This is a genomic window from Geitlerinema sp. PCC 7407, assembly GCF_000317045.1.
Classification (GTDB): domain Bacteria; phylum Cyanobacteriota; class Cyanobacteriia; order PCC-7407; family PCC-7407; genus PCC-7407.
This window is the reverse complement of sequence record NC_019703.1, coordinates 1-24,403: the sequence shown is the minus strand read 5'-3', so window position 1 is coordinate 24,403 and position 24,403 is coordinate 1. Positions and strand designations below refer to the sequence as shown.

General features: G+C 58.7%; 29 protein-coding genes. 10 read left to right on the top strand and 19 right to left on the bottom strand.

Features of this window, described 5'->3' with window-relative positions:
• Nucleotides 1–55 precede the first annotated feature (55 nt).
• The 3 genes from GEI7407_RS00145 to GEI7407_RS00135 form a co-directional block, all read right to left on the bottom strand.
• On the bottom strand, nt 56–316 hold the full coding sequence (locus GEI7407_RS00145; RefSeq protein ID WP_015170102.1) for a hypothetical protein: 261 nt from the start codon (nt 314–316) through the stop codon (nt 56–58).
• A gap of 110 nt (nt 317–426) precedes the next feature.
• On the bottom strand, nt 427–789 hold the full coding sequence (locus GEI7407_RS00140; RefSeq protein ID WP_015170101.1) for a hypothetical protein: 363 nt from the start codon (nt 787–789) through the stop codon (nt 427–429).
• Nucleotides 790–1,040: 251 nt separating this feature from the next.
• Nucleotides 1,041–1,412, bottom strand: coding sequence for a hypothetical protein (locus GEI7407_RS00135; RefSeq protein WP_015170100.1), 372 nt, complete (start codon nt 1,410–1,412; stop codon nt 1,041–1,043).
• Between the two features lie 218 nt (nt 1,413–1,630).
• Here GEI7407_RS00135 and GEI7407_RS00130 point away from each other — a divergent pair, with 218 nt between their 5' ends.
• The 4 genes from GEI7407_RS00130 (at nt 1,631) to egtD (ending at nt 5,472) form a co-directional block, all read left to right on the top strand.
• The gene (locus GEI7407_RS00130; RefSeq protein ID WP_015170099.1) at nt 1,631–2,008 is read left to right on the top strand and encodes a DUF423 domain-containing protein; all 378 of its coding nucleotides are present in this window, start codon (nt 1,631–1,633) and stop codon (nt 2,006–2,008) included.
• Nucleotides 2,009–2,125: 117 nt separating this feature from the next.
• On the top strand, nt 2,126–2,914 hold the full coding sequence (gene egtC, locus GEI7407_RS00125) for an ergothioneine biosynthesis protein EgtC (RefSeq protein ID WP_015170098.1): 789 nt from the start codon (nt 2,126–2,128) through the stop codon (nt 2,912–2,914).
• Complete coding sequence (locus tag GEI7407_RS00120) at nt 2,889–4,211, top strand: SUMF1/EgtB/PvdO family nonheme iron enzyme (RefSeq protein WP_015170097.1); 1,323 nt, start codon at nt 2,889–2,891, stop codon at nt 4,209–4,211. The genes egtC and GEI7407_RS00120 overlap by 26 nt, the downstream gene beginning before the upstream one ends.
• Nucleotides 4,212–4,428: 217 nt before the next feature.
• The gene (gene egtD, locus GEI7407_RS00115; RefSeq protein ID WP_015170096.1) at nt 4,429–5,472 is read left to right on the top strand and encodes an L-histidine N(alpha)-methyltransferase; all 1,044 of its coding nucleotides are present in this window, start codon (nt 4,429–4,431) and stop codon (nt 5,470–5,472) included.
• Here egtD and GEI7407_RS00110 read toward each other — a convergent pair.
• The 5 genes from GEI7407_RS00110 to coaD form a co-directional block, all read right to left on the bottom strand.
• Nucleotides 5,469–6,125: a metalloregulator ArsR/SmtB family transcription factor gene (locus GEI7407_RS00110; RefSeq protein ID WP_015170095.1), complete on the bottom strand. Its 657-nt coding sequence runs from the start codon at nt 6,123–6,125 to the stop codon at nt 5,469–5,471. The two genes, egtD and GEI7407_RS00110, sit on opposite strands and share 4 nt — an antisense overlap.
• The gene (locus GEI7407_RS00105; protein ID WP_015170094.1) at nt 6,122–6,772 is read right to left on the bottom strand and encodes a GDYXXLXY domain-containing protein; all 651 of its coding nucleotides are present in this window, start codon (nt 6,770–6,772) and stop codon (nt 6,122–6,124) included. Before GEI7407_RS00105 ends, GEI7407_RS00110 begins: the two co-directional genes overlap by 4 nt.
• On the bottom strand, nt 6,769–8,271 hold the full coding sequence (locus GEI7407_RS00100) for a DUF2157 domain-containing protein (protein ID WP_015170093.1): 1,503 nt from the start codon (nt 8,269–8,271) through the stop codon (nt 6,769–6,771). The genes GEI7407_RS00105 and GEI7407_RS00100 overlap by 4 nt, the downstream gene beginning before the upstream one ends.
• Before the next feature lie 277 nt (nt 8,272–8,548).
• Entirely contained in the window at nt 8,549–9,304 is a 756-nt protein-coding gene (locus GEI7407_RS00095; protein WP_223294455.1) for a hypothetical protein, read from the bottom strand.
• Nucleotides 9,214–9,768: a pantetheine-phosphate adenylyltransferase gene (gene coaD / locus GEI7407_RS00090; RefSeq protein ID WP_015170091.1), complete on the bottom strand. Its 555-nt coding sequence runs from the start codon at nt 9,766–9,768 to the stop codon at nt 9,214–9,216. Before coaD ends, GEI7407_RS00095 begins: the two co-directional genes overlap by 91 nt.
• Nucleotides 9,769–9,992: 224 nt before the next feature.
• Between coaD and GEI7407_RS00085 the strand changes: the two genes are divergently transcribed.
• Complete coding sequence (locus GEI7407_RS00085; protein ID WP_015170090.1) at nt 9,993–10,238, top strand: hypothetical protein; 246 nt, start codon at nt 9,993–9,995, stop codon at nt 10,236–10,238.
• A gap of 160 nt (nt 10,239–10,398) precedes the next feature.
• Here the strand turns inward: GEI7407_RS00085 and GEI7407_RS00080 are convergent, their stop codons facing one another.
• The gene (locus GEI7407_RS00080) at nt 10,399–10,671 is read right to left on the bottom strand and encodes a GlsB/YeaQ/YmgE family stress response membrane protein (RefSeq protein WP_015170089.1); all 273 of its coding nucleotides are present in this window, start codon (nt 10,669–10,671) and stop codon (nt 10,399–10,401) included.
• A gap of 566 nt (nt 10,672–11,237) precedes the next feature.
• On the opposite strand from GEI7407_RS00080, the gene GEI7407_RS00075 reads away from it, so the two are divergent.
• Nucleotides 11,238–12,557 (top strand): hypothetical protein, encoded by a 1,320-nt coding sequence (locus tag GEI7407_RS00075; protein ID WP_015170088.1) that lies wholly within the window; start codon nt 11,238–11,240, stop codon nt 12,555–12,557.
• Here GEI7407_RS00075 and GEI7407_RS00070 read toward each other — a convergent pair.
• Nucleotides 12,529–13,041 (bottom strand): GNAT family N-acetyltransferase, encoded by a 513-nt coding sequence (locus tag GEI7407_RS00070; RefSeq protein WP_015170087.1) that lies wholly within the window; start codon nt 13,039–13,041, stop codon nt 12,529–12,531. The genes GEI7407_RS00075 and GEI7407_RS00070 overlap by 29 nt on opposite strands.
• Before the next feature lie 181 nt (nt 13,042–13,222).
• Here GEI7407_RS00070 and GEI7407_RS00065 point away from each other — a divergent pair, with 181 nt between their 5' ends.
• Nucleotides 13,223–13,438, top strand: a complete 216-nt coding sequence (locus GEI7407_RS00065; RefSeq protein ID WP_015170086.1) for a DUF2949 domain-containing protein — start codon at nt 13,223–13,225, stop codon at nt 13,436–13,438.
• Here the strand turns inward: GEI7407_RS00065 and GEI7407_RS00060 are convergent.
• The 6 genes from GEI7407_RS00060 to glyA all read right to left on the bottom strand — a co-directional run bounded on the left by GEI7407_RS00060 (nt 13,435) and on the right by glyA (nt 18,901).
• Nucleotides 13,435–14,040 (bottom strand): tRNA-(ms[2]io[6]A)-hydroxylase, encoded by a 606-nt coding sequence (locus GEI7407_RS00060; RefSeq protein WP_015170085.1) that lies wholly within the window; start codon nt 14,038–14,040, stop codon nt 13,435–13,437. The genes GEI7407_RS00065 and GEI7407_RS00060 overlap by 4 nt on opposite strands.
• A gap of 148 nt (nt 14,041–14,188) precedes the next feature.
• Complete coding sequence (aroQ, locus tag GEI7407_RS00055; protein ID WP_015170084.1) at nt 14,189–14,638, bottom strand: type II 3-dehydroquinate dehydratase; 450 nt, start codon at nt 14,636–14,638, stop codon at nt 14,189–14,191.
• Between the two features lie 33 nt (nt 14,639–14,671).
• Complete coding sequence (locus GEI7407_RS21235; RefSeq protein ID WP_015170083.1) at nt 14,672–14,809, bottom strand: hypothetical protein; 138 nt, start codon at nt 14,807–14,809, stop codon at nt 14,672–14,674.
• 128 nt (nt 14,810–14,937) lie between these two features.
• On the bottom strand, nt 14,938–16,209 hold the full coding sequence (locus GEI7407_RS00050; RefSeq protein ID WP_015170082.1) for a competence/damage-inducible protein A: 1,272 nt from the start codon (nt 16,207–16,209) through the stop codon (nt 14,938–14,940).
• Nucleotides 16,210–16,287: 78 nt separating this feature from the next.
• Nucleotides 16,288–17,331 carry a glycosyltransferase family 4 protein gene (locus GEI7407_RS00045; RefSeq protein WP_015170081.1) on the bottom strand — a complete coding sequence of 348 codons (1,044 nt, stop codon included), beginning with the start codon at nt 17,329–17,331 and terminating at the stop codon, nt 16,288–16,290.
• A gap of 286 nt (nt 17,332–17,617) precedes the next feature.
• Nucleotides 17,618–18,901 carry a serine hydroxymethyltransferase gene (gene glyA, locus GEI7407_RS00040; RefSeq protein WP_015170080.1) on the bottom strand — a complete coding sequence of 428 codons (1,284 nt, stop codon included), beginning with the start codon at nt 18,899–18,901 and terminating at the stop codon, nt 17,618–17,620.
• A gap of 327 nt (nt 18,902–19,228) precedes the next feature.
• Here glyA and GEI7407_RS00035 point away from each other — a divergent pair, with 327 nt between their 5' ends.
• Together GEI7407_RS00035 and GEI7407_RS00030 are read left to right on the top strand one after the other, a co-directional pair.
• The gene (locus tag GEI7407_RS00035; protein ID WP_015170079.1) at nt 19,229–19,426 is read left to right on the top strand and encodes a hypothetical protein; all 198 of its coding nucleotides are present in this window, start codon (nt 19,229–19,231) and stop codon (nt 19,424–19,426) included.
• A gap of 137 nt (nt 19,427–19,563) precedes the next feature.
• Nucleotides 19,564–20,040, top strand: a complete 477-nt coding sequence (locus GEI7407_RS00030) for a Tic20 family protein (protein ID WP_015170078.1) — start codon at nt 19,564–19,566, stop codon at nt 20,038–20,040.
• On the opposite strand, the gene GEI7407_RS00025 is transcribed toward GEI7407_RS00030, so the two are convergent.
• Complete coding sequence (locus tag GEI7407_RS00025; RefSeq protein ID WP_015170077.1) at nt 20,037–20,855, bottom strand: fumarylacetoacetate hydrolase family protein; 819 nt, start codon at nt 20,853–20,855, stop codon at nt 20,037–20,039. The genes GEI7407_RS00030 and GEI7407_RS00025 overlap by 4 nt on opposite strands.
• Nucleotides 20,856–21,078: 223 nt before the next feature.
• Between GEI7407_RS00025 and rpsF the strand changes: the two genes are divergently transcribed.
• A complete protein-coding gene (rpsF, locus tag GEI7407_RS00020) occupies nt 21,079–21,399 on the top strand; it encodes a 30S ribosomal protein S6 (protein WP_015170076.1) in 321 nt (106 codons plus the stop codon).
• 632 nt (nt 21,400–22,031) lie between these two features.
• Here the strand turns inward: rpsF and GEI7407_RS00015 are convergent.
• Both GEI7407_RS00015 and dnaA read right to left on the bottom strand, forming a co-directional pair.
• Complete coding sequence (locus GEI7407_RS00015) at nt 22,032–22,301, bottom strand: hypothetical protein (protein WP_041268209.1); 270 nt, start codon at nt 22,299–22,301, stop codon at nt 22,032–22,034.
• Between the two features lie 677 nt (nt 22,302–22,978).
• Nucleotides 22,979–24,391, bottom strand: coding sequence for a chromosomal replication initiator protein DnaA (gene dnaA, locus GEI7407_RS00010; RefSeq protein ID WP_015170075.1), 1,413 nt, complete (start codon nt 24,389–24,391; stop codon nt 22,979–22,981).
• Nucleotides 24,392–24,403: the final 12 nt, after the last annotated feature.

The window sequence follows — 24,403 nt, the reverse complement described above, 5'->3', positions numbered from 1 at the left end:
CCTTTCTCAGCAAACGATTCTCAGCAAGCAGTAGACCCGCAGGGCGATCGCTAGACTAGGCGACTCTTTCGGCAGCCGGAGGCACCATGGCCGCTCGCGGCTTCATCACCGGCATCGCTTGGGCCAAAGGAGCCTGCTCTAGCACTTTGACCTCGACTTTGACTTCTACGAGATAGGCTCCGGGCTGATTTCCGACAGCCTCAGCCACCAGGCTCGCCAAATCTGGACGTTCTGTCGTGATCGGATCACGCAGAGTGCATCGCTCCCACTCATATTCAGCAGACGGATTGAGGCTGAAAACGTAGTGCTTCGTCATGGGATTCACGATTTAGTTCGCTTGTTCTATTGTAGTGTTTTTCCACTACGACTGCCAAGGGTTTTGAGACAATTTTTAGCCCTCTGCCCGAGGGGGCTGGGAAGCGCTTTTTAGGCCGCGATCGCGCCCTTGACTGGGCGATCGCTAGGAGCAGGATGGGGCTCGTGGCGCTCCCAGTAGGCCAGAGTTCGAGCCAGGGTCCGGGCCGGGTCTGTCAGGCCCCAAAGCACCACCTCGTAGGGGTAGTGGTGCAACCACTCGGGCGATCGCATCCGGCAGGGGTAGCCGGATCGCGACAGGAATTGGACGAAGCGCTGGGCCTGCTTTAGGTCTCTAAACCCAAAACAGCAGCCTTCTTGCTGGCGCAGATCTCTCGAAAGCGAGCGGAAGGGCATCCGCACCACCAAAACCCGCTCTGAGAGGTACTGACCGACTCGCCCTCCTCCCAACGAAAAGAAGCGACCGATCTGCATAAGATAGTAGAAAACTCGTTATCTCTATTGTAGTGTTTTTTCACTACAGTTAGGGGCGATTTTTGGACGGTTTGCGAGCAATTTCGGGCCAGATTTCCGGGCTTTTTTGCCTCCGGCGGCGATCGCCCCGCTCTTCTATTTTAAGTACATTTGTACTAATATGTGAATCTAAAAAAGGCCGCCGGCTCGAGCCCAGGTGAGGCCTTGAAATCCAGCAGCTTGGCGTCCCTCGCTGAGCGATCGCCCAGGGGTCAGAGCTTCTCCTCGAGCGGCTTGCAAAAAGGCTCCACGCCCATCATCTGCACATAGAGAATCACAATCAGCGCTAGGGCAGGCGGAATCGCTGCGATCGCCGCCAGCGCCTCCACCGCCGCCTTCAGGTCTTGGCCCACCAACTCCCGCAGTCGCACCTGGCAGACCACCGCCCGAAACCGCTTCGACAAACCATCCAGCCAGCGATCCGAGGTGTCCGGCTGCATTCCGGCCCGCAGCGCCAGGGAGATCGCGGCATCCTCCAGCTCCCCCTCACAATCCGCCAACAGGTCCAGACCCTTGAGGGCCTCCGGGTAATCCGCCAACTGCGCTCGGTACTGCTCGATTTGGTCTGCGGTCACTTGAATCATCGAAAACTCCTGCGGTTGAAACCCCGTTCTTCTAAGACGGTTTTACAAAGCAAAGTGGGTGGAATGTCGTGTTTAGCGGCCTTCGCCGCAGTCTGCCTAGTTTTTTGGCTCCTCAGTACAAATGTAGTGCCTTGCTCCTGGGAAACTCCTGAAGTTTAAGCGGTACAACCAAAGCAAGGTCTAAAAGATCGGATTTCTAAACACCAGGAGACTTTTCGATGATGAATGCTTTTTTGGCGATCGCCGCAGTTCTGGGAGGCCTATCCGTAGCCGGTGGCGCCTTCGCGGCCCACGCCCTAGAAAATCGGCTCACCGAGCGGATGCTGACGGTTTTTGAAACGGGGGCGCGCTATCAGATGTATCACGCGATCGCCCTGCTGGCCGTGGCGCTGCTCCTGGGCCGTCCCGAAGCGCCCCAGGGACTGCTGAACGGAGCGGGCTACTGCTTCATCGCTGGCACCGTGCTGTTTTCGGGCAGCCTGTACGTTCTGAGCCTGAGCGGCCTCAAAAGCCTAGGGGCGATCGCGCCGCTGGGGGGCCTGACCCTCATTGCTGGCTGGCTCTGCCTGGCGATCGCCGCCTTCCGTTTCCCCTAGAAATCAGCACATTTCCGCCTTTTGTGGGGGGTTCCCCTAGTCAGTCTCTGGCACAATCAGCACAGCGCCCCATCATGGGCGTTTTGCTGTCTATTCATTTTTGCCCCTTCGCTGCCTATGTGCCGACTTCTGGGCTATCTGGGACCGCCCCGCCGCCTCGAAACCTTGCTGACTGAGCCCCAGCATTCCCTGGTAGTCCAGAGCTACCAGCCCCAAGAAATGACCGCCGGTTTGCTGAATGCCGATGGCTTTGGCATCGGCTGGTACGACCCCCAGCGCCACCCAGAACCCTTTACCTACAAGAATCTGCTGCCCATCTGGAGCGACATCAATCTTGCACCCCTCAGTCGCTACATCGAGTCGGGCTGCGTGTTGGCGAGTATCCGCAGCGCCACGACCGGCCAGGCCGTGGACCTGAGCAACTGTCAGCCGTTCCAGCGGGGCCGGATTCTGGGCATCCACAACGGCTTCGTTGAGCGGTTTCGGGCGACGCTGTATCGGCCCCTGCGCAGCTTGCTCAAGGACGAGCTGTACCAGGCGATCGGCGGCAGCACCGACTCTGAGCACTTCTTCGCGCTGTTTCTCAACACGCTGCAAACGGAGCCGGGGATGTCCTGGGCCGGGGCCTTGGCGAGCTGCCTGGCAACGGTGACCGACCTGGCGGCCCAGCACGACACGCGGTTTGCCGCCAACCTGATTTTCAGCGATGGCGATCGCCTGGTGGCCTCCCGCTACGCCAACCGCTCCCCCGCGCCGTCCCTCTACTGGCTGCGCGATGAGGCGGCCTTTCCCGACGGGATCGTGATTGCGTCAGAGCCCATCATCCCCGGGGACTGGCAGGCTCTGCCCGAAAACAGCATTCTCAGCGTAGGACGGGACTGTGAAATTCAATATCACTCCATCTAACAGCGCAACCTCTGGCAGCGCAACCTCTGGCAGCGCGACGGCGATCGCCCCCCTCGCCCATCGACGGGACGCCCTGCGCCAAGACTTGATCGACGCTCGCCGCGCCACCCTGGCCATTTTTGAAGGCATTGACGCCGCGACCTTTTGCTACCACGCCCATCCGGACTTTAGCCCCGTGGGCTGGCATCTGGGCCACATCGGCTTCACCGAGGCGCTGTGGCTGCTGGAGCCCCGGGGCGTCGGGGACTTTTTGACGCCGGAGAGGCGGCGGCTGTACGCCGCCGACGGCCTGCCCAAGGCTGCGCGGGCTCAGTTGCCGACGCTGGCCCAGACGGTGGACTTTCTAGAAGCGGTCCGGCAGGCGACCCTCGAAACCCTAGAGCAAGTCTCCCTGGAGAGCGAAGAACGGCTGTGGCGCTGGCTGTTGCAGCACGAGGCCCAGCACAGCGAGACCATTCGCATTGTGCTGCAAATTCAGCGCTGGCCGGAGGGCGCGCCCACGGTGGCAAAGGGCGATCGCACGGTGCCGCCGTCCGAGGACATGGTGGCCATTCCCGGCGGCAGCTTCGAGATGGGCTCTGGGGCGATCGCCGCCATCGACAACGAGCGGCCCAGCCATCGGGTCCAGGTGGAGCCCTACTGGCTCGATCGCGCGCCGGTCACCGTGGCCCAGTATCGCCACTTCATCGCGGCGGGAGGCTACGAAACCGAGCGCTGGTGGCATCCGGAGGGCTGGGCCTGGCGCCAAGCCGCCCAAATTCGCCGTCCTCGCTACTGGAGCAATGACCCGTGCTGGGACGACCACCCAGTCTGCGGCGTGAGCTGGTACGAGGCCGACGCCTACGCCCGCTTCGCCCACAAGCGGCTGCCCACCGAGGCCGAATGGGAAAGGGCCGCCCGCTGGCAAGCGTTCTCTCAATCGGGCGAAGCGGGGCCGCTCTATCCCTGGGGAGAGGCACAGCCAGCACCCCAGCACGCGAACTTTCAGGGATATCAGGGCCAAACCACGCCCGTGGGCACCTATCCCGCCAGCGGCGCTGGCTGCCACGACCTCCTGGGCAACGTCTGGGAGTGGACCAACACGTGGTTTGCACCCTATGCGGGCTTCGAGGCCTATCCCTACCGGGGCTACTCCCAGGCCTACTTTGATCAGCAGCATCGGGTGCTGCGGGGCGGGAGCTGGGCGACCCCTCGGTGGACCCTGCGGAGCTCCTTCCGGAACTGGTACCACCCCTCGGTGCGGGAGATTTTTGCGGGATTTCGCTGCGCCCGGGATCCATCTCCTCAACGGAAATAAGTCTTGAGAAAGACCAGAAGCCCACAGAGGGGTGCGAGAATACGAAAGGAATTTTGCAAAAATTAGAATATTCAGCCCACGTTCGCCGGATTTTGAGCGATCGCTCGTTCTGGGGTGACTGCATCCTGTACAACGCCCCTCAACGCTCTTCTATGAGGTCTGCGCTTCAGCCTCGGCGATCGCCCGTCTGCATCGATCTGCATCTCACGGAGGTAGAATGTCCCCTTTCCAATCCGTCAGCCGTCAATCGAGTCCCGTCGGTGAAGTGGTCACGCTCTCACCCCGCCTTCAGCTCCAGCACCTCATTTGCGCCCACACCCCCTCCGAGGAAGAGCTTTCCCCCGGCAGCGATGTGGTGCAGGGCCTCAGCGCCACCCCCAAGACCCTCTCGCCGCGCTACTTCTACGACGATCAGGGCTCCCAGCTTTTTGAGGCGATCTGTGAGCTGCCCGAGTACTATCTGACCCGCACCGAGACCCTGATTTTGCAGGACTTTGCCGAGGCGATCGCCCACCTGACTGGCCCCTGCGAAATCGTCGAACTGGGCAGCGGCAGCTCCACCAAAACCCGTCTGCTCCTCGACGCCTACCAGTCCCTAGGCCATCCGCTGCGCTATGTGCCCATCGACGTGAGCGCAGGCATCCTCCAGAGCAGCGCCCAGGCTCTGCTCCAGGCCTACCCGACCCTCCAGGTCCAGGGCCTCATTGGCACCTACGAGCAGGCGATCGCCCAGCTCGCGCCTACCCCCTTGGCGGCGCGGATGATTTGCTTTATCGGGAGCTCGCTGGGCAACCTCGACCCCGAGACCGCTGACCAGTTCTTTGACCAAATCACTGCGGCCCTCCAGCCGGGGGATTATTTCCTGCTGGGCATCGATCTGCAAAAGCCCAAGGCCATTTTGGAAACGGCCTACAACGACGCTCAGGGAGTGACGGCGGCCTTCAACTTGAACATGCTGAGCCATCTCAACCGGCGCTTTGTGGGCAATTTTGAGGTGGCGCAGTTCGAGCACTGGGCGTTCTACAACGAGACAGCCCACCAGATCGAAATGCATTTGCGCAGCCGCCAGGCCCAAAGCGTTCGCCTAGAGGCTCTCGACCTGACGGTGGCGTTCGAGGCGGGCGAAACGGTGCGCACCGAGATCTCGCGCAAGTTTGATCTAGCGGCGATGCAGCAGAACCTCGCGAGCCACGGCCTGCAAACGCTGCATACCTGGACGGACCCGCAGAGCTGGTTTGGGCTGGTGCTGGCCCAGCGCTAGGCTGAGCGGCGAGTGATGCGGTAGGCGCAGCGGCGATCGCCCTGCAAGAGGTGCTCGACCCGCTCGACGGCCACCTCGGGGCCGAGCACCGTCCGAAACACGTCTAGCTCCGAGGCACACAGCTTGGAGCAGGTTTGGGCAGCGGCGCAAATGGGGCAGTGGTTTTCGACCAGGAGCAGGGTCTCGCCTTGGTCAATGACTTCGGCCATGTAGCCTTCTTGGCTGCGCCAGCGGGCGATCGCTCCCACCCGCGATCGCCAGTCTTCTAGGCCGGGCTCCGGCGGAAGGGGGGCGCTGTAGTACTGGATTTGGCGCTGGGTCCGCTCTGCAATCAGCTGCGTCAGGCCCGCCTCCCCAAACAGCGCCTCGACGCCTTTGAGCAGATCGACCACCAGATCGGCGTGGCTGTTGGGAAAGTGAACGCGGGCTTGGTCGGTGAGCTGCCACAGCTTGACCGGACGACCGAGGGGGCGACGCTCTTCTTGGTAGGTGACCCAGCGATCGCCCCGGAGACCTTGGAGGTGTTGCCGAATTGCCATGGGAGAGAGCCCCAGCCCTTCTGCAAGCTGGGCAGCAGTCTGGGGACCTTCCATTTTCAGCAGATGCAAGATCTGCTCCTTGGCTTTCTGTTTATCCTCGACGCGGTCGGTCATTTTCCGTTGCCGAAACCATACCCATAGTCGCGATCGCCCACCCACAGGCGGGTCAAGACCGCGTTGCCTTGTTTATCTACCTTAGCCTCAACCACGATCGGCTGCCGACCGCGACCCCAGCTGCTTTGGTTAATGTCGTTGTTGATGCGATCGCGCTCGTCCTCGGGAATGTAGTAGGTTTCGAGGCCGTACTGAATCCAGCCGTTGTTGTAGGTACCCTGAAGAGCGACCTCGTCTGCCGCCAAATCCGTGGGGCGATCGCCACTCACCCGCACCGGCTTCCAAGCCTTGGGGGGGCGCTCAGGGGAGCCAGGCGGCGCTTTGAGCACCACATAGAGTGGCTGCACCCCCACAGGGCCACCTTGGCTGGGAGACAGCTCCTTCCAACCCGGCAGATCGTCTAGAGGACCGGATTGGGAGATCTCGTAGTTGAGGGTCACCGAGTAGCCTCGCAGCAAATCGTAGGGATCCACCGGCGCTGTCTGGATCACCACATCGCGCCCCGACAGCTGGGTGTAAATGCTCTTGGCCGGAATCGCCACAATCAGGGCTGCCTGGAGCAGCAGCGGCACCCAAAATCGCCAGGACGGCACTGGGCGCAGCGGCAAGGGAGCAGTTGTTTCGGCGGGAGAAGGAGTGGTCGTCATCGGGGGGGCTCCTCATTCGTGGAAGGGGCAGAAGGTAGGGAGGCGAGCTGGGGCGATCGCAGGGTGCGGACGTAGCGCTCAAACCAGAGCCCCACGGCTATGATGCCAATGCCGCACAGCACAAACACCAGGGACTTGAGCAGCAGCCCCGTGTCGTACTCCAGCACGCGACTGATAATTTGCAGGGTCAGCAGCAGCAGGCCCGACCAGAAGGTTTTGCGGTCTTCATTGGCCAAGCCCTCTCGCATCAGCCCGACCGCCAGCAAGAACAGCAGCACATTTAGCAAGAAGGGTCCCAGCATGGGCAGCGGCCCCAGAGCAAAGTGCCACAGCAGGAGCAAACCGGCCAGCACGGTGATGTAGGAGATGACGCTGCTGGTCAGCCCCGCCTCCGATCGCAGCGATCGCTGATCCGGCTGCCGCGCCAGATGGAACCATTCCAGCAGCGCCAGCAGCCCAAAGCCACTCACATTCACCCACAGCGCCAAGGTCCGGCCCCAGTCACTGCTCACTTCTACCAAGTTGCCGTAGTAGTTGTCGTAGAGCGGCTCCGTCGGCGCGATCCAGATCCAGTGGAAGGAGAAAAAGTAGAGCATCATGCCCAAAAAGATCACCGCCAAAATCCGCGCGATGGGCCGGAAGGGCCGCACGGCGGAGGTCGGTCGGGGCCGGCCAGCCCAGCGCCACAGCGTGTCATCGTAGCCCCACAGAAGGGCTGCGGGCAGCGCTGCGCCAAAGGGCAGCAGGGCATTGCGCCAGAACTCAGCCACCCACCACGGACCGGGAATCAGCCAAAACAGGTTGCCTTCGAAGGACGAGACCGCCGCGATCGCCCCCAAACCAAAAATCACCCGCGATCGGCACCCGTGGGCCAAGGGCCAAAACATCAGCAGCGCCGCAACGGGCATGTAGCGCAGCAGCGCCTCGATCCACAGCGCCCCCGGCCCCATATAGCCATCAAAGAAGCGCCACCAGTAGCCAATTCCCATCAGCAGGAGCGAAATCACGCCCAGGGACGTCAGCCGCAGGCAGTAGGCCATCGCTAACACGCCCAAGGCCCAGACGATGTAGAGATCGTGGGCCGGGCCGGTCAGGTGATAAATCTGGGCCATCAGGGCCAAGTTGGCGCCCAGCACCAGCGTCCCCAAGATCAGCAGGCCGTGGCCCAAGCGCCGCTGCCAGCGAGCTGGATCGGGCGATCGCCACAGATAAAAGCCCGCGCTATTGACGCTGACAAAGAGCGTCAACAGCATGATGACCTTGGTCAGTCGGGAGTAGGTCTGCCAGTTGGCCGCCACAAAGCTAATGACGCCCAGCCCCAGCAGAATGCAGCCCAGCCCCAGCAGCACCGCCACAAAGCGATTGCGGGCCGCCGTTTCTAGCTCTTCAAAACGATAGCGCTCAGCCAGTCGCTGCAACAGCGATGGGTCAATCAACCCCTCTGTTTGCCAGCGCTCGGCTTCTTGGCGCAGTTGACGGCGAAATTTCTCAGAAGCCATCGCCACTTCATCCTTCGATCCATCGATCAATAAAGGCGATTATTGGGGCAGTCAGGGATCCAAAATCAGCCCTGAGAGCTAAGCTCTTTGTCCTGGTGCGATCGCGAACAATCTCCCAATTTTGAGAAATTCGCCAGCCTTCGCAGCCATTACTGCCACATCGCTAATTTGGCACTGATCGCCGCGATCGAATCTGGCACTGTGCCACCAAGCCGCAGCGCACACCCCCGCTTCTCCAAAAATTTCACCGCCGCCCTGGGTCCAATTCGGCCCCAGTCTAGGCTTTGGGGCGATCGCCGCTGCGTCCCTGACTGGGCGGCTCTCGGCGCGCCGCTCCCTCGGTCGACGGCGATCGCGGTGCAGGCCGCGCGCTCGGCGCAGGGGCCGCTGGTCGCGGGGGCGGCGGCTCTACGTCTAGCTGCTGCCGCCCATTGCGCACGATGCGCAGCATTTCGTTGAGCTGCTGCTCTAGGCTGCCCAGCAGGCCGTCAGCGTACTCATCCGCACCTTCCTGAATGTCTTCGCACTCGGCGATCGCCCGCTGCCGCAGCTCCTCCAGCTCCTGCTGGGCCTGTCGGCGCAGACGCTCCACCTCATTCATCGTCTGCTCAAGGGCGATGTCGCACTCCTCTTGCACCTGCTGGCGGATTTGCTGCGCCTCCAGCTCCGCCTGCCGAATAATCCCCAGCTCATCGAGGATCTGAGCCGCGCGCTGCTCCGCCGCCTCGATCAGCTCCTGGGCGTACTGCTCCGCCTCCGCCAAAATTTCTTCTTTTTGCCGCAGAATCTCTTCTGCCTGATGGAACGCTGGCGGCAAACTCACCCGCACCAAGTCCAGCTGGTCGAGCACCTGCTCTTCGTCCACCATCGTCCGCCGCGTCAGCCAGATGCGCGGACTATCCAGAATCATTTCCTCGAGGTGATTGAGTTCCTGCTGAATGTCTATGCCCCCTGCTCCGCTGGCGGCTGCTCCGGCGTTTGAGCTGGCTCCATTCCGTTCAGGTTCGGTTCTGGACTGGTCTTGGCGCAACATCGGCTGTAGATATCTAGGGCAACATGCTGGGGCACAAGGTGATCGACAGAGCCGCCAAAACGGGCGATCTCTTTCACCACACTACTACTTAAGAAACTGTACTCGTTCGAAGTGGCGAGGAAAACTGTTTCAATCTGCTGAGAGAGGGTTTTGTTGGTGTGGGCCATCTGGAGCTCCATTTCGAAGTCCGACAGCACCCGCAGTCCCCGCAGCAGCACCGTTGCGCCCCGCAGGCGAGCGTACTCAACCGTTAGCCCATCAAAGCTATCCACCTCGATGCCGTTGAGATGGGCGGTTGCTTGGCGAATTTGGGCCACCCGCTCGGCGATCGCAAACATCGGGCTCTTGTTGGGATTGCGCACAACGGCCACAATGACTTTTTCGAACAGACGGCTGCCCCGCTGAATGATATCAAGGTGTCCGAAGGTTATGGGGTCGAAGCTGCCCGGATAGATTGCGATCACAGCAATGGCCGAAAATGACTGAACTGAAGTGATTATACTGGCCTCGCCTCGCTCTCAACCCTGGCAGCCGCATTGCCACGCAAAGGGCGATCGCCCCCCATCCGAGGATCGGTGGTAGCACTGCTGTGAAACCCGCGATCGCTTCCGAGAATCGATAGGTAGAAATATTCCGCTGCGCCTGCTTGCTTTAACCTCTCTGTTTCCACCCTAACGCTTGGTTTGCTATGGCTCGCACTTTCAATCGCTTCTACCTTTACATTGCCGCTTGTAGCGTTGCTGGCGTCATCCTAGGCGGCACCGCAAGCCGAGCCGAGCTGGCCCAGTGCCAGAGCGCTGCGACTCCCTCCCTCGAATGCCTGACCACCCACCCCACCCAAAAAACCCTCGAAGGCATGGCCTTTGGGCTGCTGGCGGGGGCAGGGGCCGCCGTGGGCGCGACCTGGAAGATCCGAGAGGGGAGCGATCGCTAAGCCAAGCCCCACGCGCTGAGCTTTTCCCAAACAAAAAGCCTTGGAACCTGCCTCTACGAAACGTTTGGCAGGGTTCCAAGGCTTTGTTGTGAGATCAGTAGCCAGCGGCTAGCAGTGAACGGGGAAGTCAGCATTCTGGGCGCTCCCACCGAACATCTCGCTAAGCAGTGCGACGTGTCAGCAGACCCCACAGGAAAATCAAAATCATCGCGCCGACGATCGCAAAGATAATGCTCGGGATGCTAATTGCACCCGCTGCGGCCCCGGCACTCGTTCCTAGCAGGAGCTGCCCCAAATATCCGCCGACCAGCGCACCCAAAATGCCCAGAACGATCGTGGCAATGATGCCGCCGCCCTGCTGGCCGGGATAGATCAGTTTTGCAAGGGCACCGGCGATTAGACCCAGCACGATCCAAGAAATAATGCCTGCCATGGGAGTTTCTCCTTGAAGTTTCGCTCAGCTTGGTTCCAATTCGATTGCAGTCAATTAGTTCCAACTGACGTTCCTAAGTTATCAATGTTGAATCTCGGTTTTCTTCTATCAAAGGAAGGAGTAAAAGGCTTTCTTTTCAAAGTCTTGTGAACATTTTTTCAGGCAATTATTTTTGGTCTTTGTAAACAATTATTTAATAAATTTTCTTGCCTATTTTTAGGCGATTCTTGTGTTTTCCTATACTAATTTTAGATTGTTTTTGATTGATATAAATTTCACCTCCGGAGTCTGGGGTCATTGAGCTACGCCAATGGAGGGATTCCGGCGGACAGGGGTTTTTGATACCCTGAGTGTTCAGCAAGTGATCGCTTGATAAGTTTCAGATTTTTGTCGCTTTTGCCGATCGTTTCAAAGGGCTTTCATCAAGCTTTCGAACTCGAGAAAGGATGATGAAGACGCTGAGCTATTACGCAAGACAGAATGCCGCTAGCGTCGTGTCTATCTTGAGAGCGATCGCGGCTAGGGCGATTGCTTTTTGATTGATTGTTTTTGATGACCAAGACTCCATGACAAACGCGGTTCTAGAACGTGCTCATTCTCTCAAGCAGGATTTAGTGAATTTTGTCTATGACGCTGAGGGGGCAGTCGCCGAGGCTCTCGAGACCTACGCAGCAGAGCAGCTCAAACGGCGCAAGCTGGACCCCGATTTGCTGTTGGACTGCTTTTTGACTGAGGGGCAGGTGGGCGACCGCACGCCCATTGAGGTCTTTTTGGCGGAGCAGCCTGAGCTCTCGGAAAGCGATCGCGCTTTGGTGCGGGGCTGGCAGCGGGCCTTTGCGGGCTTATTTGCCGTCGAGGCCCTGGAGGGCGATCGCTTTGAGCTGCGCAACTGGCTGACCACCCAGCGCTACACCGTGCGCGCTCTCGCCCCGACAACCCGCTCCACCCTCAGCCGCGTCAAGCCTGGGGAGATCTTGAGTACGCGCATTGCCCCCCTCGACGAGACCACCTGGATGTTTTCGGGTCCCCAGAAGCTCCTGGGCAACCTGGGCAAGCCCAAACTGGCCGTCGCCATTGGCAACTTCCGCGACAACCACCGTCCCGACCTGTACGGCGACGCCCCCGAACTGGAGGCCGAGGCCTGGAAATCCGTCGAGGTCTACCACGAGGTCTTTGTCGACTTTTTTGGGGCTGAGGAAGTGACGATGTCCGGCTACGAGCTCAACCAAAAGATGGACGAGTTCAGCACCCGCTTGACCCAGCGCACCCTCGCCGCAGCCGGGCTTGACCCCTCCAAGTCCCTAGATGAACTGGCGGCAGAAGCCGGCCTGTCCGAGGCGGAGCTCGTGGCCACGGCCGAGGCTGAGGGCATTGACCCCCAGGCCGTGGCCGAGGCCCTCGGCACCCAGGGCAAGCCCGCCATGCGCATGCCCAAAATTCAGCTGCCCGACGAACTCAAAAAAGCCGAACAGGTGACGGTGCTGACCCATCCGCGCTGGGGTCAGGCACTGCTGCCCACCTATCAGCGCTTTCGCAGGCTGCTGACAACGCCGGAAGAGGGCACTGAGCGGCTAGTGCGCCACTACCTTGAGGAGCCGACGATCTCGGTCTATGTCTGGCACCAGCTGGCCGCGGAGTTTCCCCAGGCCCTCGAAGGGCTGCTGCAAACGACGCTGGCCAACCCGGAGTTTCGCCTCGATCGCGATCTCGATGAGCTGCTGAAGGCCCACGGCAAGCCCCTGGAGCCGGAGCTGCCAGACATTGCCAGCGTGCCTGTGCATCTGCACGAGCTGTTTGAGGCGGCGCTCAAGGAGGTCCAGGGTGCCAACAAGGACTCGAAGCGCAAAAAGGGCGCTGCTACGGCGAAGCGGGGCTTTGGGGGCTAGGAGCGGGCAGCACCTTCACGTAGACGCGATCGCACCGCTGGGTTTCGACGCCGCTGCTGGGCTGGTAGCCGCTCCCTTCGTAGAGGGCGATCGCCTCCTGGAGCACGCTGGCCGTTTCGATCCAGATCATCCGAAATCCTCGCCGGGCGATCGCATCCTCAAGGGCTTCTAGCAAGTAGCGCCCGAGCCCGAGCCCCCGCACCGGCGATCGCAGGTACATTTTGCGAATTTCGACCGCTCCTTCTCCCCGAGCCACCGGATAGTAGGCCGCCGTTCCCACGACTTCGCCGCCCCGCTCCACAACCCAAAACTCGCCCCCCCTCTGCTGGTAGCTTGCCTCTACCTCCAGCACGTCGCGGTCTGCGCCCTCCGGCTCCCAGCCGAGGCCATACTCCGCCAGCACGTCTCCGATCACCGCCGCTGCCGCTGCGCGATCGCCCGGCTGCCAGTCCCGCACAATAAAATCTTGATAGCGCGCTTTCATTCCCGTTTTGATGTAATTTAAAGCACAGTTTTATCAAGCAACGATCACGAAGGTTGCTGCTTGCGATCACCCCTTCATCCTGGCAAAATCACCGTGTCGCGGTAGAAAAACCAGCATATTGGGAGCCATCATCTGAGACTCGCTGCGGCTTTGATTCCTCTTCAACCGAGATGCGCCCGCAATGATTGATCTCCAATCCCGCGATCAACTGAATTTGCTGATTGGCTTTCTCCGGTACGAGCTAGCCCTGCCAGAAGCGTCGATCGCCATGGCCCTGCGCCAAGCTGAGCGGAGTCCCCATCTACTGCCTTTTGTGCTGTGGCAGTATGGCTTGGTCTCCCTCGACCAGCTCGAAGCCACCCTTGACTGGCTCGAGACCTGCCAGCCCGTCCTCTAGCTATGAACTCGCGGTTCGGGATGCAGGGTCGCGAGGACCTCGCTTTCGACGGCGGCCAGTTCCTCTAGGCGAGCATTCACGTCACTGCGATCGAAGTACGTCGTGGCCAGAACCCAGTACGCACCGTAGTGCCGCGCCTCCGACGCCATCAGCGCCCGATAAAAGCGTGCTAAATCCGGCTCCGGGCAGTGCTCGGCCAGCAGGCCCAGACGCTCGTGGCTGCGGGCCTCGATCAGCCCCGACACCAGCAGCGAATCCAGAAGACGCTGCGGCTCTGCTCGCCGGACCTGGGCGCTGAGGGTGGCGCCGTAGGGCGGTGCAGATAGTGGCCCCAGGGCAATGCCGCGCCGCTCCAGGATTTGGTTGACCTGCTCGAAGTGCTCCAGTTCTTCTTGGGCGATCGCCGTCAAGGTGCGCACCAGCTTGGCGTTGGAGGGATAGCGAAACATCAAGTTCAGCGCCACCCCTGCCGCCTTGCGTTCACAGTGGGAATGATCGAGCAAAATCACGTCTAGATGGGCGATCGCCTGCTCCACCCACGCGGGAGACGTCGCGCTCTGCAAAAACTTGATCGTCGGTGCCGAAGACGATGCAGTAACCATGGCCTGAAACTCCGAACCTTGCCTTTCCACTCTCAGGCCCAGAGCGGCGTTGCGTCAACGCCAGCGCTTCCGGGGAGCGCTGGCGTTGACGTTGTATGGGTTAAAAAAACTTTCGAGCAAATCGCTCTGGGTGCTTTCCCAGCTTGCATTACGCTGGGTCCAGAGATTGCAGGTGAGCGACCAAAGCCCGCAGGCCAAGGCGATAGCTTTCGACCCCAAAGCCGCTGATTTGACCAATGGCGACAGGGGCAATGTAGGAATGGTGCCGAAACGCTTCCCGGCGATGAATATTGCTCAGGTGGACTTCTACAGTCGGAATCGCCACACCGGCGATCGCATCTCGAATCGCTACGCTCGTGTGGGTGTAAGCCCCGGGGTTGATCAGCAATCCATGATGCTTGCCCCGGGCTGCCTGAATCGCATCGATCAGCACGCCTTCATGATTGGACTGCAAAGCCGTAATCTCAGCTTGGAGCGATCGCGCCTCTTCTTCCAGCAAGCGATTGACATCGTCCAGCGTCGATCGCCCATAAACTTCGGGCTCTCGCAACCCCAGCAAATTGAGATTAGGGCCATGCAAAACAAGAACACTCAGCAAGTGTCACCATCCAGTGTCCAACAACAATCGAACCTAGCGTCGCCGCCGTCGGTCATCCACCGGAATCGGAATGGGCTCAGGCTCGGGCTGAGCCTCTGGACCTAGCAGGGCCTCAATCAGCCTCCGGGCCAATTCCCTGAGCTTTTCTAGCACCTTTTCGATATAGTCCATTCGACCGAAAGCTCCTTAACGCTGCATGCCTTGTTTTTAAGGTTCCCTGGAGCGGGGCTGAAGGCTTTAGTGAGAGGTCTAATCCTCAATCAACATCATAACGAATGATCCCCAAGGGACAACCTCTCCTAGTCAGAGGATTGTGATAGGGCCAATAATTTTCGGCGCAGCAAATCGAGGGCCGCGCTGGCGCTCACTTGGCGGATCCAGTCTCGGCCGCGCAGCTCCCCAAAGCGGTGCTCCACGCTGGTCACAAAGCCATCCGGGCCGGCCAGACCGATGTACACCAAGCCGACGGGTTTCTGGACCGTCCCGCCACCCGGACCTGCGATGCCGGTGATGCTGAGGCCCCACGTGGTGCCTAGGCGCGATCGCGCGCCCACCGCCATCTGCTGGGCGATCGCCTCACTCACAGCGCCGTGGGTCTCTAGGTCCTCCCCATTCACCCCCAGCAAGTTCACCTTGGCCTGGTTGTCATAGGAGATCAGGCCGCCCATAAAGTACGCCGAGCTGCCGGGCACCTGGGTCAGCATCGCGCCCAGTCCGCCGCCCGTACAAGACTCTGCCACGCCTAGGGTGTGCTGATGCCCTTGCAGCAGGCGACCCACCACCGCCGCCAGGGTGTCATCATCCCTGCCGTAGTAGTCCAGGCCAGCAATTTGGCGCAGCTGGTGCTCCACCGGCTCGATCAGCTGCAGCGCCGCTGCCTCCGAGTCTGCCCAGGCCGAAACCCGCAGACGCACTTCTCCTTTCCCGGCATAGGGGGCCACCGTCGGGTTGGCGGCCGTGAGGAAGGGAGCGACTTTTTCGGCCAGGGCCGATTCGGCGACGCCCCAGAAGCGCAGCATCCGGCTGTAGAGAATTTCGCGTCCCCAGCCCTGGCTGCGCAGGTAGGGCAGCGCGGTCTCGCGCCACATCATTTGCAGCTCCTGGGGCACGCCCGGAAAGGTCAAGATCGTCAGGCCGGTGCGGGGCTGCCAGATCATGCCGGGGGCCGTGCCCGAGGGGTTTGGCAAGACTGCGGATCCTTCCGGCAAGAGGGCTTGCTTGCGGTTGCTGTCGGTCATCGTGCGGCCCCGCCGAGCATATTTTTGCTCGATATCGGCGAGAACTTCGGGGTGCTCTACGAGGGGCGCTTCAAAAAAGTCGGCCAGCGTTTTAGTGGTCAGATCGTCGGGGGTCGGTCCGAGGCCACCGGTAAAGATAAGCAAACGCGATCGCTCACAGGCGATCGCCAGCACCTTTTTGAGCCGCTCTGGATTGTCACCCACCACCGTCTGGTAGTAGTGCGGGACCCCGATTTCTGCAAGCTGCTGCGCCAAAAACTGCGCGTTGGTGTTCAAAATGCTGCCGAGCAGCAGTTCCGTCCCAACACAGATCACTTCAGCGCTTACATTCATTGATTTGTCAGGCTTCGTTGAAGGGGAAATAGACCCAAGTTGCCGACTAGCACCAGGGCCAAAACCTTGCAGTTTCAACTAGCGAGCATGCTTACTCGCTTTCCAGCCCGTGTAGCTCAGCAAAACGGTCGCTCCGATAGCATAGCCCAAACCGCTCGGAACCCCCGAAAAAGCCAGTGCCAAAGTCCCTACCCAAAGCGTCAGGGAATAGATAAACAGCACCGTCAAACGATGGGATAGCCCTGCCTGGAGCAGGCGATGGTGCAAATGGCGCTTGTCTGCGGTGAAGGGAGATTTGCCGCTGAGAAGCCGGTTCAAAATTACCGCTGACATATCCAGGATGGGAACCGCCAAAATCAGGTAGGGCAGCAGCACGGCCACAGTCGTCACGCTCTTGACGAGGCCAACGACGCCAACCCCTGCCAGCACAAAGCCCATGAAATACGCCCCGCCATCCCCCATAAAGATCTGGGCTGGATTGAAGTTGTAGCGCAAAAAGCTGAGGGCACCGCCGGCTAGAGCCGCAGCCACCAGCGCAGCGGCGGGCTGGCTCATGGACAGACACACCATCAGCATGACTAGGGCTGCAATGCCGCAAACTCCCGCCGCCAAACCATCGAGGCCGTCGATCCAGTTGATGGCGTTGGCCATCCCCACCAGCCAAATGACCGTAATCGGCAGGCTAACCCAGTCCGGCAATGACAACAGGCCCGCTAATGGGACAGTCAAAAACTCAATTTGGACACCGACTTTCCAGGCGATCGCCGCCACAATGGACTGCATCAGCAATCGGCTCAAGGGCGATAGGCCTACCAAATCATCGGTTAAACCAATCAAAAAGAACGCTAATCCGCCAATTGTGACGCCCCAAATTTCGTATTCTTTGGTTGGAGGCAAAACACCAAATCCCCCCAGCCACCAAACAATGAGAAGGGCAATAACGGTCCCCAAAAAAATTGAGACGCCCCCCAGACGAACCATGGGGCGTTGGTGTACTTTGCGCCCTCCTGGCAAGTCGACGCGTCCGCTTTTGAGGCCGATTCGCTTGACGATCGGCGTGCTCCAAAGGACCACAAGCGATGCAACGACGAATGCAACCAGATGATAGAGCTGGTAGGGCATTTGAAGAGTAGGTGGAGGACTGAATGAAGGCGGTGTCAGGCAGAGTCTACTACATTTCAGAGGATTAAGAACAACTGAATCTTGGTTGCTGCTGACAATCTCCCAAAGCTTGAGAGAATCGGCAATTTTCTGAGTAGCCACGTCCTCGCACTGTACGGTCAGAGGCTGTACATTTCCGCACAACTTTTTGCGCAAAGGGACAATCAGTGCTTAAGAAAAAGCCCCCAAGATTTTTGAGTTTGCTCAAAAATCTTGGGGTGACTGAAAGGCGCCTTGCTCAAAGAAACTAAGCGAGGGCAGGCACCGGAATGGTGAGGTGAGGATAGAGGGGGAAGCGATCGCACAGAGCGGCCACACGCTGGCGGCAGTCTTGGGCGACGGCTTCGTCCTCGGGGTTCAGCAGGCGATCGCTGATGATGTTGGCAATCTCCTGGAACTCCGTCGTCCCCAGGCCCCGGGTGGTCATCGCTGGCGAACCCAGGCGCAGACCGCTGGTCACAAACGGCGACTCCGGATCAAAGGGAACGGTGTTCTTGTTGGCAGTAATGTTGATGCCGCTCACCAGCTGGTCTGCCACTTTGCCCGTCATGCCGATGGAGCGCAGATCCACCAGCATCAGGTGGTTGTCCGTGCCGCCGGAGACAATCTTGAGACCCCGCTCTTGCAGGCGCGCCGCCATGGCTTGGGCATTGGCGATGACCTGAGCCGAGTAGGTCTTGAACTCGGGCTTGAGAGCTTCGCCAAAGGCCACGGCCTTACCGGCGATGACGTGCTCCAGGGGTCCGCCCTGGGTGCCGGGGAAGACAGCCTTATCGAGCTGCTTGCCCAGATCGGCATCCCGAGTCAGGATCAGGCCGCCCCGAGGACCGCGCAGGGTCTTGTGGGTAGTGGTGGTGACGACGTCGCAGTAGGGCAGCGGGCTGGGGTGCAGGCCGGTGGCGACCAGGCCCGCGATGTGAGCGATGTCCGCCAGCAGGTAGGCGCCCACCTCATCGGCGATCGCCCGGAACTTGTCGAAGTGGATCGTCCGGGGATAGGCCGAATAGCCGCACACCAGCAGCTTGGGACGATGCTGCAGCGCCAGATCACGAATCAAGTCGTAGTCGAGCTGCTCAGTCTCGGGGCTAACGCCATAGTGGCAAGCCTTGAACCACTTGCCGGACACGTTCACCGGCGAACCGTGGGTCAGGTGACCGCCATGGGACAAGTCCATGCCCATGATCGTGTCTCCGGGCTGGAGCAGCGACAGGAAAACGGCAAAGTTTGCCTGGGCACCCGAGTGGGGCTGGACATTGGCGTGGGCTGCCCCAAAGAGCTGCTTGGCCCGATCGATGGCCAGCTGTTCTGCCTCGTCTACAAATTCGCAGCCGCCGTAGTAGCGCTTCTTGGGCAGGCCTTCAGCGTACTTGTTGGTGAGGACCGAGCCCTGGGCCGCCATGACTGCCGCCGAGGTGAAGTTTTCGCTGGCAATCAGCTCTAGGTGATCCCGCTGACGCTGCAGCTCGTGCTGAATGATTTCGGCGATCGCCGGGTCTGTTTTGGCCAGAAAGTCTAAATTTGTCTCCGTCACAGAGCGAACCCCCAGAGAAACGTGCGAATTACAACCACAAGCGCAAAGGAGACAGCGCCACCCTGCCACAAGAGCAACGCCAATTTCGGTTCCTTTGCTTTAGTCAAACAATCCTGAATTAATCATCATAACCCCCTTTCTCCCTGGTCTCCTCGACAAGTTCCACAGACGATCGCTGCTCCTGAGCATTCTGTTTTGGCTCAAAGGTGTTGCCAGATACCCCAGCGCTTTTGGCCGCACATTAAGCTGTATGAGAATTTGTCCGATCGCGCCAAACCCCTAACATACAATGGGTTCAGGGACACTGGGGCCTGACGGAGGTGCTGAATGCTCGTCATCATGATGGACAACCAACTCCTTTCCGCACACCAAGTTTGCCAAGGCTGCTTGCTCGCCGACCAAAAAGGTCAGCCCCGCTGGCAGCAGGGGCAGCTGCGATGTGGTCACGCGCTACGCAAACTGAACGCCAACCAGCCTGAGCAGTTCGAATGCGTCATGGGCTTTCGAGTTGCCAACATCGAATAGCGCTGCGCCACTCCAGCAGCAAACTGTTCTGCCAAGGTCTCTCCCCACCGCGCTGCAGCCAAGCCCTGCGGGAGCTGCGCTATCCTGAGCGTATTGCCAACGCACGTCCTCTACGCAAATTTCTAGGAGAGCCCACCATGACATGGCGCGGATCAGCCACTCCCGCAGACAGGATTTTTGCGGCTTTGCCCTATTTGCTTCCCTTGATTGAGGGGTTGATCTTCGGGCAGTTTTTGTTCGCTCAGTTTCCCCAGCTGGCGCTTATTTTCTTGCCGCTGTTTCCCTTGCTACAGCTGTACGCCAGTATTCCTCTGGCGGGACTGATTATTTTCTTTGCGCTCTTTTTCCTGGTGGTGCGCAACGAAAACATCAGTCACTTCATCCGCTTCAACACCATGCAGGCAATTTTGATTGACATTTTGCTGTCAATTACTCGCCTGATTGTGCAGCTTTCGGGGTCTGCGCTGAGCAGTGGCTTCCTTGCTGAAACGCTGTTCAACGTGATTTTCTTGGGCGTTTTTGCAGCCTGTGCTTATAGCATCGTGCAGTCGCTCTTGGGCCGATACGCCGAGATCCCAACCCTGTCGGAAGCGGTCCATATGCAGGTTCGCTAGACGCTGTCGTCTTCGGTTTCGGGAGGCGGAGCAACGGGCTGTAAACGCTTGATAACGGGATTTTCGAGGGTGCCGATGCCCTCGATCTCGACCCGAACGCGATCGCCCACGGACACTGGCCCAACGCCCTCTGGCGTCCCGGTCAAAACGACGTCTCCCGGCAGCAGCGTCATGATGCGGCTGATGAAAGCCACCAGGACGTCGGGCGAGAAAACCATCTGGTCGATGCAGGCAGACTGAACGGGCTCCGGAGCGTCGTTGAGAAAGGTCTGGAGACGGGCTGCAGGGCTCAGCTCTCGCACTAGCCAGGGACCCAGGGGGCAGAAGGTATCGAAGCCCTTGGCGCGAGCCCAGGGGCCGTCTTGGCGCTGGAGGTCACGAGCGGTGACGTCGTTGGCAATGGTGTAGCCCCAGATCTTGGCTTGGGCTTCCTCGGGCGTGCAGTCTTTGCAGCGATCGCCGATCACCAGGGCCAGTTCTCCCTCGTAGTCGACTCGCTGGGATTGGCTCGGATAGGCGATCGCCTCTTCTGTGGGGATGACCGCCGTCGAAGGCTTGAGAAATATCAGCGGCTCAGCCGGAACCGGCGTTCCCATTTCTGCGGCGTGGGCCGCATAATTTTTGCCGACCGCCACAATTTTGGACGGGGAGCAGGGAGCCAGCAAGCGGTAGCTCTCCGGTGCGAGAACCAGTCCCGTTAACTGCCCCTTCAACCAAGGCGGGGCATCGAGCACTTGGACTTCTTGGTTGAGCTGCAACAAGCCATAGTGTACTTGCCCCTCAGTGGTTTGGACTCGGACGTAACGTTGCGCCATACCGTTTTTCAAAGTGCTGAAGTTCGCCCCACCCCGAGCTCAAAATGATTTTCAAGTTGAGCCAGCAGTGAATTACCGATCACCCCTCAAGTGCGATCGAAAACTGGTATAAGATTGTAATTCCTTGCTTCTTGATACGGGCGTGTATCTTGGCAGATTTTCTGCCAAAAGCGCGCCGTATTCCCCAAGAAGCCATTCAGCCCACAAGGAATCCTGGGTAATCATGAAAAATTTTCTGTACGAAACCATGTACATCCTGCGCCCCGACATGGGTGAAGAGCAGGTCGATCAGGCGATCGAAAAGTACCAAAGCATTTTGCGGGACCAAGGTGCCGAGATCGTTGAAACTCAGCACCGCGGCAAGCGCCGTCTGGCCTACGAAATCAACCGTCACCGGGAAGGCATTTACGTACAAATGAACTACAATGCTCCCGGCAACGCGATCGCCATCATGGAGCGCGCAATGCGCCTGAACGAAGACGTCATTCGCTACCTGACGGTGAAGCAAGAAGTCGTCGCGGCTGAAGCTGAGCAAGAAGGCTAAAAGCTTCAAAATACGAGCGATTTGTAGCCAGTTTTTGAACACAATACCTGTAGGCGGTGAGAACTTTGCTCACCGCTTTTTTTATAAAATTTTCTACAGAAACATATTAATCTTTTCCGAGAAATTTCGGAGTCACAGAGCATCACGCTGCTACAAGCGATCGCGTGTTTTTCCGAAAGCCAGCTCTACAGACCACGGATTTAGGGCGATCGCTCTTAGACGAACCCCCGAACGTCTGCAAACGCTTTCTGGAGAAAGCCTTCCGAGAAAACACGCACCATCGCAAGCTGCTGCAGATTTGCCAAAAGGCGACGCAAGTTTTGGCATCGAAAGGGTGCTTTAAAAAATTTCTTCAGCTCAGGCCGAAGCTTCAACAACGCAAAAATCGGCAATTTAAAAAAACGCCTTCAAACCCAAAGTTTTTAAATTTTTGGATTCTGCATTTTTCGGCGAAGACTTCGCCGATTGGGGCCTGTTTTTTGAAAAAACAAACTGGCCTTTCAGAGGCTCTAGAAGGCCCCTAAAAAAGTCTAAACGGGTATAGCCCTATCTAACTAGGTAGAGGGGCTTCTGTAGGCCAGGAAACAGCCAATCAGACGAAAGTCTGCTTAGGGATGCAGTGGCTACTGCGTTTAACCGGCGATTTTGGGGCGCGGATCAAAATTTTTGCGCGTGCCGATCGAGGTTTTTGTTTTTTTTGCAAAAACTTCGTTGCACGTTCCGGATCCGAGGTTTTTGTTTTTTTTCGAAGCGATCGCTGCTTCCGGATCGGATTTCGGATCGGAAATTTCCGTTCGGGGTCTTTTGGTTTTTTGCAAAGCGCTTGCTTTTTCCGGATCGAAGCCTTTGGTTTTTTGCAAAGCGCTTGCTTTTTCCGGATCGAAGCCTTTGGTTTTTTGCAAAGAGCTTTTCAACTTCCGAATCGGGGATTTGTGCTTTTTCCGGATCGATCGGGGTCTTTGCTTTTTTCAAAGTTCTGGCTGCTTTCGGATCGGAAACTTCCGTTCGGGGTCTTTTGGTTTTTGCAATGACTCCTGCTTGCAAAGCCAACCGCTTCAGTCCCCCGTGTGCGTGTCTAATACTTCTACTACTTTTAAAACTTTAAATTTAAACAGTAGTAGTAGGGGCTGTGGAAAATGTGGAAAAAGTTCTGGAACCCTTTTCCAGTAAAGATTTGAGCGATCTAGTGCCTGTGGAAAACCTGTGGAAAAAGTGGCTAGTTTTCCACAGAGTATTTATACCTAGGCTAGTTTTTCCACAATTTGGGTCGAGTTTTCCACAGGTTTTCCACAGAGTTTTCCACAGAAAATAGGGGTTTTTCCACAGGTTCAAATGTACTTTACATAAATAAATTATTTTTGCTAAGTTCTGTAAACAAATTCTCATAAAAATAGAGCTCTTAGAGCATAGAAAAGTCTCTTGACTCCAGCTTCAATAAGTCTTTGATGAGTTTTTACAGCCTGTGGAAAACTTACCCTGATTTCTGAGAATGGCCCTAAACGATCGCCTGACCCAGAAAGCAGCAAAAGCAGCGATCGCCTTTCGTCGCTGCTCCAAAAACGGCTTCCACAACTGGTTTTCATGAGGTTTGGGGGTTGTTTTGGCTTTGGGCCTGACTGGCCAGGTTGATGCGATCGCTCAGCTGGCGGATCGTCTGGGCAAGAGTTGGGTCATTGTTCTGTAATTGGTTGATTTTGTCGCAGCTGTACATCACCGTCGTGTGGTCTTTGCCGCCAAATTCTTCGCCAATTTTGGGCAAGCTCAGCTCGGTGTGTTGGCGCATCAGGTACATGCCCACTTGGCGCGCTAGGCTGATTTCCCGACGTCGCGAGTTGCCCTTGAGATCTTCGATGGACACGTCAAAGACGGCGGCCACGGCGTTAAATACCGACTCTGGGGAAGCTGCGACCTTCTTCTTGGGGGAGTTGAGGACGGGGGCGATGTTGTCCACCGTCATGGGCAGCCCCGAAATCGAGATGTAGGCGACAGCGCGGATCAGCGCTCCTTCGAGCTCACGAATATTGGAGGTGTAGTGGGAGGCGATGTACTCGATCGCCTCGCGAGGCAGGCGCATGTTTTCGTATTCGGCCTTCTTCTGCAAGATGGCCATGCGCGTCTCAAAGTCGGGAGGCTGGATGTCGGCGATCAGGCCCATGGAGAAGCGAGAGCACAGCCGCTCCTGAAGACGGGGAATTTGATCCGGTGGTCGGTCCGATGCCAGGACTACTTGTTTCCCGGCTTCGTGGAGGGTGTTGAAGGTGTGGAAAAACTCTTCCTGGGTGTATTCCTTGCCTTCGATGAACTGGATGTCGTCGACCAGCAGGACGTCCGCTGCGCGGTAGTGCTCCCGGAAACTCTGCATGCTGTCGCGGCGGATGGCGGCGATCAGGTCATTGGTGAACTGCTCCGTCGAGACATAGAAAATCTTGGCGTCGGCGTGAATTTCGAGACGATAATGGCCGATCGCCTGCATCAAGTGGGTTTTGCCCAGGCCTACGCCGCCGCAGAGAAACAGCGGGTTGAACTCCCGCCCGGGGGACTCGGCCACGGCGAGGGAAGCGGCGTGGGCCATGCGATTGTTGGGGCCGACGACGAAGCGCGAAAAGACGTATTTGGGGTTGAGCTCGGTGGGCCGAGCAGAGCGCAGGGCCGTGACGGGCGGCGGCGGTGGCTCGATGGGGTTCGCTGTCGGGGTGGGCGGCCAAACGACTTCGGTGTCGTCGCTGGCGCTGGCGTTTTCCCCTTGGGCAACGGTGATGTGCAGCTCGACTTCGTGGCCGATGATGTCTTTGACGGCGTCGGCGATCGCCTTGGCATAGTATTTTTGGAGCCAGTTGCGCGCGAAGGGATTGGGCGTCGAAATAACGAGGGAATGCTCGTCAAAGCCCTCGGCGCTGGCGGTTTTGATCCAGGTCTCAAAGGTCGGGCGGCTGAGCTGTAGCTGTAGCCGCTCCAAGACCTGATTCCAAAGAAGCTCGAGGGAAATGGACACTGCTGACCTCTA

What these genes read in the sequence shown, in the direction of transcription:
- GEI7407_RS00145 (WP_015170102.1), bottom strand. Translation starts at nt 316, where the DNA reads ATGACGAAGCACTACGTTTTCAGCCTCAATCCGTCTGCTGAATATGAG.
- GEI7407_RS00140 (WP_015170101.1), bottom strand. Translation starts at nt 789, where the DNA reads ATGCAGATCGGTCGCTTCTTTTCGTTGGGAGGAGGGCGAGTCGGTCAG.
- GEI7407_RS00135 (WP_015170100.1), bottom strand. Translation starts at nt 1,412, where the DNA reads ATGATTCAAGTGACCGCAGACCAAATCGAGCAGTACCGAGCGCAGTTG.
- GEI7407_RS00130 (WP_015170099.1), top strand. Translation starts at nt 1,631, where the DNA reads ATGATGAATGCTTTTTTGGCGATCGCCGCAGTTCTGGGAGGCCTATCC.
- egtC (WP_015170098.1), top strand. Translation starts at nt 2,126, where the DNA reads ATGTGCCGACTTCTGGGCTATCTGGGACCGCCCCGCCGCCTCGAAACC.
- egtD (WP_015170096.1), top strand. Translation starts at nt 4,429, where the DNA reads ATGTCCCCTTTCCAATCCGTCAGCCGTCAATCGAGTCCCGTCGGTGAA.
- GEI7407_RS00110 (WP_015170095.1), bottom strand. Translation starts at nt 6,125, where the DNA reads ATGACCGACCGCGTCGAGGATAAACAGAAAGCCAAGGAGCAGATCTTG.
- GEI7407_RS00105 (WP_015170094.1), bottom strand. Translation starts at nt 6,772, where the DNA reads ATGACGACCACTCCTTCTCCCGCCGAAACAACTGCTCCCTTGCCGCTG.
- GEI7407_RS00100 (WP_015170093.1), bottom strand. Translation starts at nt 8,271, where the DNA reads ATGGCTTCTGAGAAATTTCGCCGTCAACTGCGCCAAGAAGCCGAGCGC.
- GEI7407_RS00095 (WP_223294455.1), bottom strand. Translation starts at nt 9,304, where the DNA reads ATGTTGCGCCAAGACCAGTCCAGAACCGAACCTGAACGGAATGGAGCC.
- GEI7407_RS00085 (WP_015170090.1), top strand. Translation starts at nt 9,993, where the DNA reads ATGGCTCGCACTTTCAATCGCTTCTACCTTTACATTGCCGCTTGTAGC.
- GEI7407_RS00080 (WP_015170089.1), bottom strand. Translation starts at nt 10,671, where the DNA reads ATGGCAGGCATTATTTCTTGGATCGTGCTGGGTCTAATCGCCGGTGCC.
- GEI7407_RS00075 (WP_015170088.1), top strand. Translation starts at nt 11,238, where the DNA reads ATGACAAACGCGGTTCTAGAACGTGCTCATTCTCTCAAGCAGGATTTA.
- GEI7407_RS00070 (WP_015170087.1), bottom strand. Translation starts at nt 13,041, where the DNA reads ATGAAAGCGCGCTATCAAGATTTTATTGTGCGGGACTGGCAGCCGGGC.
- GEI7407_RS00065 (WP_015170086.1), top strand. Translation starts at nt 13,223, where the DNA reads ATGATTGATCTCCAATCCCGCGATCAACTGAATTTGCTGATTGGCTTT.
- GEI7407_RS00060 (WP_015170085.1), bottom strand. Translation starts at nt 14,040, where the DNA reads ATGGTTACTGCATCGTCTTCGGCACCGACGATCAAGTTTTTGCAGAGC.
- GEI7407_RS21235 (WP_015170083.1), bottom strand. Translation starts at nt 14,809, where the DNA reads ATGGACTATATCGAAAAGGTGCTAGAAAAGCTCAGGGAATTGGCCCGG.
- GEI7407_RS00050 (WP_015170082.1), bottom strand. Translation starts at nt 16,209, where the DNA reads ATGAATGTAAGCGCTGAAGTGATCTGTGTTGGGACGGAACTGCTGCTC.
- GEI7407_RS00045 (WP_015170081.1), bottom strand. Translation starts at nt 17,331, where the DNA reads ATGCCCTACCAGCTCTATCATCTGGTTGCATTCGTCGTTGCATCGCTT.
- GEI7407_RS00035 (WP_015170079.1), top strand. Translation starts at nt 19,229, where the DNA reads ATGCTCGTCATCATGATGGACAACCAACTCCTTTCCGCACACCAAGTT.
- GEI7407_RS00030 (WP_015170078.1), top strand. Translation starts at nt 19,564, where the DNA reads ATGACATGGCGCGGATCAGCCACTCCCGCAGACAGGATTTTTGCGGCT.
- GEI7407_RS00025 (WP_015170077.1), bottom strand. Translation starts at nt 20,855, where the DNA reads ATGGCGCAACGTTACGTCCGAGTCCAAACCACTGAGGGGCAAGTACAC.
- rpsF (WP_015170076.1), top strand. Translation starts at nt 21,079, where the DNA reads ATGAAAAATTTTCTGTACGAAACCATGTACATCCTGCGCCCCGACATG.